Below are 14,512 nucleotides of genomic sequence, written 5' to 3' on the forward strand. Positions count from 1 at the left end.
TTAGACGTTTTGCACCCCCATGTGCTGCTCGATCAGCAGCTGCGCGTTCACATGCGCGTTGGCGTTGTACACCTCGTACTGGTGGCCGTTTTGCAGCAAGGTTTGGCCTGCGTCGGTCCAGTCAGCGGTGTTGAGCACCACGGTGTCGTCGGCGTCGCCGTTGACTTGCAAGGTGCCGTGCAACACATCGGTCAGGTTGATCTTCAACGTGTTGGCGCCGGTGCCGCTCAGGTCCACCGCATCCACCGCGCCGTGCTGGGCCACGAAGCTCGACAGGTCGAGGTTCATGTGGGCGCCCAACAGGTTCAGCTTCACCGAGGTGGCATCGCCAGACACCGTGCTCAGGCTGTAGTTCACGCTGCTGTAGGCAAACGCAGCATCCGCCACCAGCACGGTCGAACCATCAGCAGAGGTCGCCGTGGTCTGGCCCGCTTCGGTCACGCCGGTTGCCGGTGTGCGCACCACGCCGTCGCTGCTCAGGTTGATCGAGGTGATGCCCCAATCGGCCAAGCTGCGCACTTCGCCTGCGTCGCTCACGCCGTTTTGGTTCACGTCTTGCCACACCTTGAACTCGGCAAACTTCGCGTCTTGCGCGTCGAACTTGCCATCGTGGTTGCTGTCAAACGCCTCGGCCAAGCCTTGCAAGTCGGTCACGGGTTGGCCTGCGGTGTACGTGGTGGCGTACTGCGCAAACGCGTACTGGCTGTTGTCGTACACCAAGCCATCAGCGAACTTGTCCCACACCAACACGCCGTCTTGCGCTGCCGCCCAAGCCGTGGTGTCGAGGTGGCCATCACCGTTCACGTCCATCGTCACGGTGCTGTAGCTGATGATGCCGTCGCGGTTCAAGTCCAGCACCAACGGGGCCACGTTCATGTTCACCGTCGCGCCGCTCTTGACCAGCACTTGGCTGTTCAGCGCCGCGTTGGTGTACACGCTGAATGTGCTGGTGCCATCGCTCACCGTGCCGCTGGATGCCCAAGTGCCAAAGGTGTTCTTCAAGCTGATCACATCGTTGCTGCCCGCATCCACCACCAGTTGGTGATAAGCCACGGTGCTGCCCAGCGTGTAGGTGCCGCTTGCCCAGGTCTTGCCATCTGCGCTCAAGCCCAGATGAATCTGGTTAAAGCCCGCCATGTCGGCCACGTCTCTGGCGGTCAGCGTCAGCGTGTTGGCCGCTGTGTCGGTGCTCAGGTCAATGCGCTCGATGCTTTCGATGCGGCTGTTTTCTTCCAAGCCCATCGCACCCGCGTTGCTGATGGTGGTCAGGTTCAGGTTGGCACCGCCGCTCATGCGCAAGGTGTCAAAGCCACCGCCGCCATTCACCAAGGCTTTGGGGCCACTGGCGGTGTTGTTGGCCAAGTTGGCCACGTCACTGGCTATGAGCACGATGGTGTCGTTGCCCAAGCCGGCATAGAAACGGTCCACACCGCCGCCGCCCGTCAGGGTGTCGGCACTGGCCGAGCCGATGATGGCTTCATCCACGCTGGTGCCAGTCACCGTGCCGGTGCCGCTGATGGCAGAAGTCACCCACTGCGTGCCACCCAAAATAACGCTGTAGCCGCCTGCATAGCTGCTGGTTTGTGGTGAACCCACAATCAAGTCGGCCAAGCCGTCGCCGTTGATGTCACCGGCGTTGGAGACACCCCAGCCCAGCTGGGTGCTGGCTGCCCCTGCAATCCTGAAGCCGTCGCTGGTCGCAATGGCGTCCGTATTCAGGGTTGTGGTGATGCCTGTACCGGAGGTCTTGCCGTACACCACAAAGGCTTGGTTGTTGTTGCCATCGCCCACGATGATGTCGTTCAAACCATCGCCGTTGACATCGCCGGCCGAAGACACCGATTTGAACGCACTGAATGGGTTGGTCGCAAAAGTGAAGCCCTGTGTTGACGTGAAGTTACTCAAATCAACCGCTGCACCGGTTGCCATGCCAAACACCACATACAAACGGCCAGCTGTGACCACGGCCACGTCACCCAAACCATCACCGTTCACGTCGCCCACCGAAGACACTTGGCTGAAGTTATACGCCGTGTTGGACGCATAGCCCGTGATTTTGAAACCCTGAGTCGCTGTGATGTTGTTCAGATCACTTGGCACGGTTCCCGCCGCGTTGCTGAAAATCACAACAGCGCGACCTTGTCGGTCGCTGGCAGATGTTGCGTTTCCATCGGAATAATCCGCCACGATGATGTCGGCCAAACCGTCACCGTTAACGTCGCCCGCGCCCGAAACGGTATTCGAAGAACTGCTGCCCAAGGTGGTGATTTTGTAACCACGTGTGGCGCCGATGGTGCCACCGCTGATGTCCAAAGTTTGGCCGTTTTGCGCGCCGCCGTAAATCACAAAGGCTGATGAGGTGCCCGCTGAGTTGACGATGAAATCGCTGAACCCATCGCCATTGACATCACCCACACCCGAGACGGAATAGCCAAAGTAACCATTGGCCGCCACTGAGCCCAAGATGGCGAAGCCACCCGCAGGCGCTGTGAGTGCACCCGGGCCGGATGCGTTGTACGCAATGCTGGCCCCTGTGCCTGTGGCATTGCCATACACGACATAGGCAGCGCCTATGCCTTGTGCACCCACCAACACGTCCGCCATGCCATCGCCATTGATGTCACCAATACCGGTCACGTCAAGGCCCAAATAGTTGCTAGAGTCATTGCCCGAGATTTTGAAGCCCGCAGAGGCCGCAATGGTGCCGCCACTCAGGACAGGGAAATTGCCTGTCGTATTGCCATACACCACGTACGCCGCACCGCCATTAGAACTACCGGTCGACGTAAGCTCCTGCGGCGAACCCACGATGAAATCATCAATACCGTCTCCGTTGACGTCGCCCGCACTGGACACGCTTACGCCCATGTGGCTTCCTGAGGGGCCAGAGAGGATGCTCACTGGATAGCTGCCATCGGTCGCGACCGTGATGAAACTCAACGTGGACGTATCAGCAATGCCCAAGGCCGGATAGCCGGTGCTGTCCTTGATGGCGGTGGCCGCAATCTGGAGGTAATAGCCTGTGCCTGCCGTCAGGCTGGCTGTGGGGTTGATGGTCAGGGTGTTGCTACCCCAGCCTGTCACCAAACCGCTGCTCACCACGTCAAACGTTTCAACCGCCGTGCCTGAGGCGTTGTAGAGCACGATGTTACCCGTGCCTTTGGCCGTGGCTTCGCTGAAGGTCAGCGTCAGGTTGTCGCTCAACGCCGTCACGTAGCTGTTGTCGGCAGGGCTGCTGCTGACCAACACAATCGGCGTGGTGACCGTCACACCCGAGCGCACTAACACCTGCGCGTCAGAAGATGCGTTTTGGTACACCACATAGTTGCTGGTGCCATCGCTCACGGTGCCTGCATTCACCCACACGCCCTGCGAGTTTTTCAAGTTCAGCGTGTCGGCGGCTGTGCCGTCCACCACCAATTGGTGGAACAGCGTGGCAGCGCTCAGGGCGGTGCCGCTCACGTTAGTCCAGGTCTTGCCGTCGGCACTGGTGCCGAGACGAATCTGGTTCAGGCCCGCCATGTCTTTCACATCAGCCGCCGTCAGCGTCAGCGTGTTGGCTGCAGTATCGGTCGCCATGTCAATGCGCTCAATGCTCTCAATGCGGCTGTTTTCTTCCAAGCCCATCGCACCCGCATTGCTGATCGTTGTCAAATTCAGTGCCGAACCACCGCTCAAGCGCAGGGTGTCAAAACCACCGCCACCGTTCACCACAGCCTTGGCCGTTTGACCCGTTGCGTTGTCGCCTAAGTTGGTGATGTCGCTGGCGGTGAGCACGATGACGTCGTTGCCCAAGCCTGCATAGAAACGGTCCACACCACCGCCGCCCGTCAGCACGTCGGCATTGGCCGAACCGATGACGGCTTCTGCGGCTGTGGTGCCCGTCACGGTGCCGCTGCCGCTGACAGCGGTGGTGATCCACTGTGTGCCGCCCAAAAGCAGGCTGTAGCCTGGCGCGGCACCGCTGTAGGTGCCCAAAACCAAGTCACTCAAACCATCGCCGTTGATGTCGCCCGCAGTTGCAGCCGAAAAGGCAAAATAGCCGTTGGTTGAACCCGTGATCTTGAATCCGGCAGCCGAGGCGATGGTGCCACCGCCCACATCCACCGTGGTGCCGCTGGCACTGCCGTACACCACCATGGCGAAACCCGAGCTTGGCGTCTGAGGTCCGACCAACAGATCGGCAAAACCATCACCGTTCACATCGCCCGCGCTTGACACCATCCGCCCAGTCTGCCCCTGCGACGCTGTTCCTGAACCCATGATCCTGAAGCCGGTGCTGGCCACTGTCAAATTGTTCGCGGTGTTGATGTCTACCGTGGTGTTGCTGGTTTTGCCGTAGATCACATAAGCGTTGTAGTTGCCCGTATCACCCACAATCACGTCGGCCAAACCGTCACCGTTGACGTCGCCTGCGCTCGATACAGTGGCGCCCAATTGGTTGCCTGCAGCTGCAGAAAAAATCTTGAAGCCACTGCCTGCTGCGATGGATGCTGTATCGCCTGAACCGCTGATCGTGGCCGTGGTACCGGTGCTGTTGCCAAACACCACAAAGGCAGCGTGCGCACCGTAGGCGCCCACAATCACGTCGGCCAAGCCGTCGCCGTTGACATCGCCTGCGCCTGAGACGGCAGAGCCAAAGTAATTGGTGATTGGGCCAACAATTTCAAAACCATCGGCAGCCACAATGCTGCCACCGGCCAGGCTCAGGCCCGTGCTGCCTGCACGGCCGTACACCACATAAGTGGCCGAGTTGGTCCCCTCGCCACCCACAATCATGTCGGCCAAGCCATCGCCGTTGACGTCGCCCGCACCTGCAATCGAAACGCCCAATTTGTCGTTGGCAGCACCGGTGATTTTGAAACCACTGCTGCTGGCAATGTCAAAGCTCGCGCCTGTGAAGGTCACCGCATTGCCCAGGTTGGCACCGCCGTACACCACGTACACCGAACCGGTTGTTTCCTTGGTGCTGACTGCCACGTCGGCATAGCCGTCACCGTTCACGTCGCCCAAGCCAGACACAGAATAGCCCAGCGAGTTGCCCCCCGAAATTTTGAAGCCCTTGGAAGCGGCAATCGTGTCGCTGGGCAAATTCGTGCCCACACCACTGGCGTTGCCGTAAATGACAAACGCTGCGCTGATGCCCGGTGCCGCCACGATGTAGTCATCGAAGCCGTCACCGTTGACATCTCCGGCGCTCGACACGGTCTGGCCCAAGTAGCTGGTGGTGCTGGAATCGGTGTAAAGCGGATTGGCAGAAATACTGCCATCTGCGGCGGCTGTGGTGAAGTTCAAGCTCGTCGTATTGCCAATGCCCGCATAAGCATCACCCGCACTGTCTTTCACGGCCGTAGGGTCGATCTGCAGGAAGTAGCTGGTATTGGCTGCCAAGCTGGAAGTTGGATTGAAGATCAAGGTCTTGGAGCCCCAGCCTGTGATGGAGCTGCTGGTAGCCACATCAAACACATCTATCAAGGCACCTGTCGAGTAGTACAAAACTATGTTGCCCGTGCCCTTGACCGTGTTTTGGTTAAAGGTCAGCGTGATGTCGTTACCCAAAGCAGAGTAAGCCACAAAGCCGTTGTCCGCAGGGCTGCTGCTTACCAACGAGAACACGCTCACATTGGTCGATGCGGTGGTGGTGAAGCCCGACACCGTTTGCTGCGCGGTGATGGTTGCGGTGGCTGGCAATTCACTGCCTAAGATCGATGGCGCATTGTTGGTGAATGCCTGTGAAGTGGTGCTAGCGGCCAAGCCACTGAGCGTCACAGCATTGACTGCCGCAGATGCATTGAGTTGCGCACGAGTCATGCCACTCATGTCATTGACCGACGCGTAGATGTTTGCACCATTCAAGCGGTCACTGAAGGCTACGTCGCCACTGCGCGAATTCACCTGAATCTTGGATAGCGCATACGCAGCACCCAAGTCCAGCTGCACCCAGGCATCGCCGTCTGCCGTCAGAGAGCCCGAGTTGCCATAGGCTTCGGCAAATGTTGTGAAATTCGCGTCATGAACACTGCCATTGGTGGTGTACCCGCCCGAGCTCCAATAGAACGCACTCGCACTCGACACCGTTTGCGTGGCAGTCAAAGCCACGTTGGTGCCTGTGCCTGTTTGAATGGCAGAAACATCACCCACTGTCAAGTAGCCATCTGCCGCTGCCAATGAAGTGGCCAGCGTCTTGCGCACCATGATGTAACGCACCTTGGTGCCGTCATAAGTCCAGTTGCCCGTGGCGTCGGCTGTCACGTTGACGGTCTGTCCACCAAAACTCAAGGCCACCGTGGCATTGGCCGCAGCCGTACCTGTGACCACCAGCGCTTCGCTGCTGGCCAAGACGTTGTCGGTGGATACGGCATTGATGGTGACAGGCACGATCACCTGCTGAGACACCGTATCGGTCGCGGTCGAGAACGCCGTGGCGGTGCCGTTGATCGCGGCACTGAAGTAAGCGCCATCGGTACCGCTGGTGCGGTCCCAACCACGAAGGGTGATGGCATCAGCCAAGGTGCCGAGGTAGTTGGCGTTGGGTTTGAAGAACACACGGTTGTCGCCGTCAGCGGCCAGCAACAAAGCGTTGTTATCTGACGTGCCCGTGGCGGCTGTCCAGTTGCTGCCACCGTCGGTGCTGTAGTAAAGCGTGCCGTTGGCGTTGACACCTGTGATGGCAATGCCTTTCTGTGAGGCCGCAAAGCTGTCGGTAACGCCGCCCACCAAGCTGCTGACCAAATCGCCCACGGCACCTGTAGGTACAGCGGCATTTTTGGTCGTCGTCGTCAAGCTCAGCACCGTATCGGCCAACACAGGGGCCGCATTGGTGGCCGCGGTTTCAACGTTGACGTTGATGCCGGTTTGCACCAACAACTGCACTCTCAAATAAGCGTCGGTCCAGATGTCGTAGCTGATGCCGTCGTCATAGACCGCGCCCGCATTGGCAGCGCTGCTGATGGTGGCCCCTTTGACAAAACCCGACACATCAAAACCATCGCCCTTGCCCAACACCAAGGTGTCGGCACTGGTGCCCTTGATCACCATTTGGTAATTGCCGGTGGCCAAGTTCGAATTGTTCAACCACGCCCCTTTGGTCAAGGCTAAAAAGGCTTGCGCGTTACCGATCAAGGTCTGTGCGCCTGCATCGGTGCTCATGTCGATGAACTCCATGCCCTGAATCTTGTTCAAGGTGTAGTCGTTCATGTAGTTGATCAGGTTCAAGCTGGTGCCTGCGCCCGCCAATTGCAAGGTGTCGTTGCCGCCACGGCCTTCAAGATAGGCCGTGGACTGGCTCAGGTAGTTGGTGATGCCTGCTTGGCTCAGCACAAACGTGTCGTCACTGGCAGAGCCGATCTGTGTGCTGCTGTCTGCCGTGGTTGGCACCGTAAAGGTGGTGGCCGTTGCCGCCCCTGTGGGCAAGGCACTGGGCGTGTAGGTTTTGCTAATGGTCGATGACACGTTACCCGCCGTATCGAGGATACGGAAGGTGTAAGTGGTGGTCACCGTGGGCAAAGTGCCCTGCATCACGATGCCATAGCCTGTGTCGGTCATCACCGTGGCGCTGGTACTCACCCATGTGGTGCCCCCATCGGTGCTGTACTGCGCGGTTTCGCCATAAGGACGTGTGCCTGCGGTAGACACCACGTAGAAGGTGGTGTACCCACCGTCGCTGGTGCTTGTCCAGTCGCTGCCGCTGGTGCCGTGGTCGTCGCTCATGTACACCGCCGAAGGTGCAGCAGGTACGCCTGTGTCGATCTTGATGGTCGAGGCATATTTGGCAGGCGTGGCCTGCACATTGCCTGCCGCGTCGGTCTGGCGCACTTGCACGGCGTTGGCGGCATACGTGCCATCGGCGAGCGTGAAGCTGGTGCCTGTGCCCGTCGCCCAATTCACACCCGAATCAATGCTGTATTGCCAAGTGGTCGTGCCGCCTTCGAGGCTCGTCACGTTGATCTGGTTGTTGTTGGTGATGCCATCGTTGTTGACAGCGCCCGTATCGGCCGCCAAGGTCAACGTTCCGCCTGTGGGCGCGGTGGCATCCAGCGTGAAGCTGAGCACATTGCTGTCGGTGACGTTGCCTGCGGCATCGGTCTGGCGCATTTGCACGGTGTGCGTGCCCGTTGTGGTGGGTGCGGTGTAAGAGGACGCAGTGAAACCTGCGCCATCGATGTTGTAGTAAAGCTGGGTGCCCATGGATGGGTCAAACGCATCGGTACTGGCCAGCGGTTTGATGCGCAACTCATAGATGTTGTAGTTGTTGTTAGAACCTCCCGTGAAGGTGCTGGTCTGGTCGCCGCTGCCGTACTGCGAGGCCAAGCCATACACCTTGACCACGGGCTGCCCCGTGACCGAGTCGATTTCTTCTTTAAATTGCACCTTCACCGCTTTGGTGTAACTGCCATCGTAAAAACCGATCCATGCGGTGTATTGACCCGCAGACGAGCTTTCAGTCAGCACCTTGCTCACAAAGGACACACCAATACCTGCACCATTGATGGTGGCCGAAATACGGGCAGCGCTCAGGCCCGTCACACTGGTCCAACCTTGCAGCACGGCACCCGTGGTGTTGCCACTGTAGAGATTCAAACCACCATAGACCTCAAACGCACCATCTTTGATGCGGGCGTTGTTGGTCAACAAATCGGTGGTGCTGGTACCGGTGTCTTGCGACAAACTCAGCGTCAACGCTGCCGGTGCGGTGTTGTCTACCTTGTAGCCCGCGTTGTCCGCCACAAGCGCGGTCGTCAGGGTGGCGTTGTTACCTGCGGCGTCTTTGATGGTGCCCGTGGTGTTGAGCGACAAGGCATTGGGGTCAAAGCTGATGCCATTGGTGTCGGTTTGGTTGGCGAGGATGGTGTAGGTGAAGGTCAACGCCGTGGTGCCCGAACCACCCGCATAGTTGGCCTGCACCAGAGTGCCGCCAATGTTGAGGGTGAGTTGCGGGGTGTTGGTCACCGTCACGGCTTCGCTGAAGTTGACGGTGGCGGTGACCACGTCATTGGCGTTCAGGTAGCCCATGCTCGCACCAGTGGCGCTGAGAGACATGCTCGATACCGTGGGGGCTGTTGTATCGACCTTGTAGCTGGCGTTGTCGGTGATGGCCGAGGTGGTCAACGTGGCGTTGTTGGTGGCCGTGTCTTTGATGGTGCCGCCATTGAGCACCAAGGCATTGGCCGGCACGCTGATGCCGTTGGCATCGGTGTCGCCCGCCTTGATGGTGTAGCTGAAGGTCAACGCCGTGCTGCCCGAGCCGCTGACGTAGTTGGCCAGCACAGGGGTGCTGCCCATGGTCAGGGTCAGCTGAGGCGTGCCGGTCACCGTCACCGCTTCGCTGGTGGTGACCGTCCATGTGATGGTGTCGCCTACATTGAGCGTGTTGTTCTGAATGCCCGTGTTGCCCGTGATGGCCACATTGGTCACGGTGGGCGCTATGGCATCTAGGGTCACCGACACGTTGGCACTGCTGCTCACACCCGACACCACTTCGGTGGCGGTGATGGTGTTGGCCCCTGCGCTGAGCAGGGTCGAGCTGGCAGCACCGGTGTAGGTCCAAACGCCGCTGCCATTGGCCGTGACGTTGTAGTTGTTGCCGCCAATGCTGACGGTCACTGTGGCACCCGCATCGGACGTGCCGCTGACGACCAGCGCTTCAGATGCGCCCACCAAGTTGTCGGTAGACACGGCGTTGACCGTGACAGGGGTCACGATGTATTGGCTGATCACGTCGGTGGCTGTGGAGTACGAAGCCGAAGGCCCCGTGAACCAAGTCACCGCACCCTCGGCGGCACCGCCGGAACGGTCCCAAGCGCGGAAGGTCAAGGCGCTGGCCACAGTGCCAGTGTCGGTACTGGCGGGCACGTAGTAAATGCGGTTGGTGCTGTTGCTCAGCAAGGCCAGAGCACGGTTGGCCGTGAAGTCAGTGAACGCGGTCCAAGTGCCACCGTTGTCGGTGCTGTAGTAAAGCGTGCCACCTGCACTGACGCCGGTGATGGCGATGCCAGTTTGCGCGCTGGCGTCTGGATCGGTGATGCCGCCGACCAAGTCGCTGACCAAAGCGCCCACGGCCGAGCCGTTGACGGGGACTGCGGTGTTGCCCTTGAGGAGCGCAGGCAGACTCACTGGGGTGTCGGCCAACACAGGCGCGTCGTTGACGAGCGTGAGGTTGACGGTCGAGGTGACCACGTTCGAGTCAGCCGAACCATCGTTGATTTTGTAGCTCACGGTCCGCGCGCTGGTGCTGGGGGCGTCTGACGTGTTGCTGTAGGTCACGGCGCGCAAGGCGGCTTGCCATTGCGCTTGCGTGGCGGTGTTGCCTGCCGATGTCAGGGTCAACACACCGCTGGCAAAGCTGCCGGTGATGTTGCCCATGCTCACGTTGGTGAAGCTGAGCACGTCTTCGGCCAGCACGTTGTTGCTGGCGTCTTTGACGGTCACGGTGGCTGAGGCAAAGGTGGTGTTGTCCACGTCGCTCAAACCGATGGCGGTGTTGATGGCGGTGGCGATTTGGTTTTCGGTATAGGCCAAGGTCGAGCCTGTGGCCAACACAGGCGCATCGTTGACAGACGTCACCGTGATGTTGACCGCGTCGCTGTCGGTCAAGCCACCGGCATCGGTGGTCAGCACGGTCAGCACATCAGCGCCGTTGTAGTTGGCTTTGCCTTTGTAGCTGAGCGTGGCCAACACCGTGTTGATGTTGGCCGCTGTGCCGCTCAAGGTCATGGAGGCCGAACCGTTCACACCCGCAGAGACGGTCACGCCGCCAGACAAGGTGACGGTCAGCGCGCCGTTGGGGGCGCTCAGTTGCGTGGTGGTCAAGTTGCCGTCCACGTCGGCCACGCTGATGCCGGTGATGGCCAGCGCAGTGTCTTCGTTGACGGTGAGTGTGGTCAAAGGCACGGTGTTGACCGGCGCTTCGTTGACGTTGGTCACCGTCACGGCCACGGTTTGGTTGGTGTAACCACCGGCCACGTTGGTGGCGCGCACGGTCACGTCGTACACGTTGTTGGTGCCCGCGTCGGTGGGGGCCTCGTAGTTGGGCGAGGCGATGAAGGTCAGCGCACCGGTGCTGCTGTTGATGGCGAACTTGCTGCCATCGGCACCTACAGCGGTGTCAATGCTGTAAGTGATGCCGGTGCCCGCTGCGGCGGTGTAAGCGGCTGTGCTGGTGGCCGTGTTTTCTGCCACGCTGGCGGTGGTGCCGCTGGTGAACACCGGCGCGGCCAAGATGGTGATGCTGAGCGCCGGGCTTTGGCCGCTTTCGTTGCCTGCGGCATCGGTCAGGGTGTAGGTGAAGCTCTTGGCGGTGGCGCTGGTGGCCAGCGCGCTGCTGGGCGTCAACACACCGGTGGTGTTGTCGTAGGTGGCAGCGGTGAGCACACCGTCCACATACAACTTGACGGTGTTGCCCGACGTGGTCAGGCCCGTGGGCAGTTTGATGCCCGGCGTGGTGTCGTCGGTGTTGGCCGCTGTGCTGGCGGTGTTGGTGATGCTGCCCACATCGTCCACATACGCGGTCGGCGCGCCGGTGGGGGTGGATGGGGCTGCGGTGTCGAGCACAAAGCTGGTGGTGCCGTTGGTGAGGCTGGCGTTGCCTGCGAGGTCGGTGGCGGTGGCCGTCACGCTGATGGTGCCGTCGGTGAGCGTGCTCAGGTCGGTGGCATTCAGCACCACAGGCACGGCGGTGGCGCCGTTGCCTGTGACGGTTTTTTGCACACTGTGCGAGCCGTTGGTAAAGGTCACGACCACACTCGCACTTGGCTCGGCTGTGAGCGAAATCACGCCCGTGCTGGCGATGGCTTCGGCAGACGTTGCGCCACCGGTCACGCCGGTGCCCAAGGTCAGCACTGGGGCTGCGGGGGCGCTGGTGTCCACCAAGTAGTTGGCGTTGTCGGTGAGCGCGGAAGTGCTCAGCACGGCGTCATTGCCAGCAGTGTCTTTGATGGTGCCGCCGTTGAGGCTCAAGGCATTGGCATCCACACTGACGCCGTTGGTGTCGTTGACACCGGGCATCACGATGTACTTGAACTTGAGCAAGGTGGCCGTGGAGTTGGCGCTGTCGTAGGTGGCGTAGGTGTTGACCGAACCGTTGAAGTTCAGAGCCAATCGCGGCGTGCCTGTGACCACCACCGCTTCGCTCATGGCCACACTGAAGGTGAGGGTATCCAAGGCGTTGAGCGTGTTGTTTTGTGCGCCAGACGCATCGGTGATGGACAAGCCCGTCACGGTGGGCGCAGCACTGTCCAGCGTGACCGACACGTTGGCATTGCTGCTCACGCCCGACACCGCTTCAGTGGCGGTGATGGTGTTGGCGCCCACGCTGAGCATGGTGGAGCTGGCGTTGCCGGTGTAGGTCCAGACGCCACTGCCATTGGCCGTGACGTTGTAACTGTTGCCACCGATGGTGACGGCCACAGTGGCCCCCGCATCGGCTGTGCCGCTGACCACCAGAGTTTCGCTCGCGCTCACCAAGTTGTCGGTGGACACAGCGTTGATGGCGACCGGCGCCACCACGTATTGGCTGACGGTGTCGGTGACGCTGGAGAACGCACTGCTGCCGCCATTGCCGGCGGTGCTGACTTTGCTGCCAGCCGTGCCCGTGCTCTGGTCCCAAGCCATGAAGGTGATCGCGTCTGACGTGGCGCCGCTGGTGTTGGCGGTTGGCTTGTAGTACAGGCGGGTGTTGGTGTCTGAGGCCAACAGCAAAGCGTTGGTGCTGCTGACAGCGCCCACAGCCGTCCAGGTGGTGCCTGCATCGGTGCTGTAGTACAGCGTGCCGTTGGCGGTGTTGGTGCCGGTGATGGCGATGCCCTTGAGAGCGCTGGTGTCGACATCGCTGACGCCGGCCACCAAAGCGCTGACCAAGGTGCCTGCCGCCGTGCCGTTGACAGGTGCTGCGGCATTTTGAATGACCGCACCCAAAGCGGGCGACTGGGTGGCGTCGAGCACTGGCGCGTCGTTGACGGCGGTGACCGTCAAACTCACGGTGTCTGAGGCGATGGAGAAAGCGCTGCTGCCGCCGTTGGTGGCGGTGGTGACTTTGGTGCCTGCGGTGCCGCTGGTATGGTCCCACGCCACCAAGCTGACGGCGTCGGTGGTGGTGCCGTTGTAATTGGCAGCGGGTTGGTAGTACAGGCGGGTGTTGGCGTCAGACGCCAAGAGCAAAGCGCTGGTGCTGCTGACAGCGCCCACGGCCGTCCAGGTGGTGCCTGCATTGGTGCTGTAGTAGAGCGTGCCGTTGGCGGTGTTGGTGCCGGTGATGGCGATGCCTTTGAGTGCGCCCGTGTCGGCATCGCTGATGCCGCCCACCAGGCTGCTGACCAACGAGCCCACAGCACCCGACGGTGCAGCGGCGTCTTCGGCCAGTGTGGTGAAGCTCAAGGCGGTGTCGGCCAGCACAGGCGCGTCGTTGACGGCCGTGACGGTGATGCCCACGGTGCCCGTGCCGATTTGTGCCACGCCGCCGGTGTTGCCGCCGTCGTTGACGGTCAGGCTCAAGGTGTCGCTGCCGTTGTAGTTGGCGCTGGGGCGGTAGGTGACCGCATTGGCCGTGGCCAACAGGGCGTTGATGGCGCTCAAGGTGCCAGTCAATTGCACGCTGGCACTGTTGTTGGTGGCAACAGTCACGCCTGCGGTGGTGGCGGCACTGGCCAACACCTCGACCGTGCCTTGCGTGACGGCCAGGGTGGCCGTCATGGTGCCGGTGCCTGCGTCCACGTCGGTGAAGCTCAAGCCAGAGACGACCAGCGCAGTGTCTTCGAGCGTGGTTTGGGCGGCGGGCATGGTGACCATAGGCGCGTCGTTGACCGCTGTGATGGTGATGCTCACGGCATCGCTGTCGGTTTGCGCTGCACCGCCGGTGTTGCCACCGTCGTTGGTCAGCATGGTCAGCGTGTCGGTGCCGTTGTAGTTGGCCGTCGGGGTGTAAGTCACCCCGTTGGTGGCGCTCAAGGTGGCGTTGATTTGCGTCAGAGTGCCGGTCAGCGTGACGCTGGCGGTGCCACTGCCTGCGATGGTGGCAGTGCCACCGACCACAGCCAAGGTGCCGTTTGCCACCGACAGGGTGACGGTCATGCTGCCCGAGAGCGCATCGACGTCGGCAATGCTCAAACCGGTGATCACTTTGGCGGAGTCTTCGTCCGTGGTTTGCGCGGCAGACACGGTGTTGACGGGCGCATCGTTGACGGGCACCAAGGTGACAGTCAGGGTGCTGCTGGTGGTGTTGCCTGCACGGTCGGTGACGGCGTAGTTGAAAACATCGACCGCGTTGGCCGCGATGGTCTTGAGGCTGGTGCTGTTGCGGGTGTAGGTCCAAGTGCCGCTGCTGGCCAAGGCCAGTGTGCCGTAGGTTCCCACGGCAGCGCCGCTGACGGTGTAGCTTTCTGAGCCGTCTTTGGGAGTGACGGTGTCGTTGGTGGACACATCACCGCTCAGGCTGGTGGTGTTTTCTGTGCCGTTGGCGCTGTCGGCTACGGCTTGGGGTGCAGTGGTGTCGACGTTGAAGTTGGCGTTGTCAACCACA

General features: G+C 60.8%; 1 protein-coding gene (cut by a window edge). It reads right to left on the reverse strand.

Going from position 1 to position 14,512, the window contains the following annotated elements; genetic code table 11:
* Positions 1-14,512: the 3' portion of a VCBS domain-containing protein gene (locus C5F52_RS08470; RefSeq protein ID WP_104797922.1), read on the reverse strand. 25,382 nt of this gene lie beyond the right edge of the window; the window shows 14,512 of its 39,894 coding nt (coding positions 25,383-39,894); its start codon lies off the right edge, out of view — the gene reads right to left on this strand; the stop codon is at positions 1-3.

It is taken from the genome of Limnohabitans sp. TS-CS-82 (assembly GCF_002943475.1).